Origin of the sequence: Hydrogenophaga intermedia (assembly GCF_023715105.1) — a bacterium.
Taxonomy (GTDB): Bacteria; Pseudomonadota; Gammaproteobacteria; order Burkholderiales; family Burkholderiaceae_C; genus Hydrogenophaga; species Hydrogenophaga intermedia_A.
In genome coordinates this window covers 1-909 of the sequence record NZ_JAMBNO010000082.1, presented here as the reverse complement: position 1 = coordinate 909, position 909 = coordinate 1, and the positions used below count along the sequence as shown (strand labels likewise).

Below are 909 nucleotides of genomic sequence, written 5' to 3'. Positions count from 1 at the left end.
GCGATCAGCGACGAGTGCACTGCATTGCCAACGACGCTGCAAGCATCTCGAACTGGCTTGCGCAGATACCAGCCTATGCACTCATCGCCATGGAGTCCACCGGGTCGTATCACGGCCTGTTGGCCCACCTGGCCAGACAGGCCGGCTTCACGGTCTACGTGCTCAATGCGCGCGACGTCTTCTTCTATGCCAGAGCCCTGGGAACACGGGCCAAAACCGATGCAGTGGATGCGAGCGTGATTGCCCGCTATCTGAGCGAGCACTACGCTCAGTTGCACCCTTGGCAGCCGGGCAGCCCGGTGCAGCAGCGGCTGCAAGAGCTGCTCACGCGCCGTGCCCAGGTGGTCACACATCGCGTGGCTTTGCGTCAGGTCCTGAACTCCTGTGCGATCGATGGCGACGCGATTTCGCAGTTGCAGGCTGCCTTCGACACGTTGTTGCGGTCGATAGACGATCAGGCGAAGACCCTGATCGCCAGCGACGAGAAGATGGCGCTGGGATGCAAACGCCTGGGCACCATCACAGGCATCGGACCCCAGACCTCGGCGCTGCTGGCCACACTGCTGAGCCGCTTCGAGTTTGCCAACGCCGATGCGTTGGTCGCCTACAGCGGCCTGGACCCGCGTCCTCACGACTCTGGTACCAAGCGCGGACGAAGGCGCCTGAGCAAGAAGGGATCGGCCCTGCTGCGTCGACAGATGTACCTGGCGGGCTTCGCCGCGAGTCACAGCAAGGCCCTCAAGCCTCTGTACCAGGCGATCCGTGCAAAGGGCTTCACCACCACCGAGGCATTGGTGATCCTGGGCCGCAAGCTGTTGCGTGTGGCATTCGCGGTCTGGAAAGGCAGCGAGACCTTCGATCCAGCGCGCTTGCTGCCAAAACCGGCTTGACGAAAAACATAGAACCTCA

General features: G+C 62.4%; 1 protein-coding gene. It reads left to right on the top strand.

Features of this window, described 5'->3' with window-relative positions; translation table 11 throughout:
- On the top strand, window positions 1–890 hold an 890-nt coding region (locus M3149_RS22660), incomplete at its 5' end, for an IS110 family transposase (protein WP_251711611.1).
- Window positions 891–909: the final 19 nt, after the last annotated feature.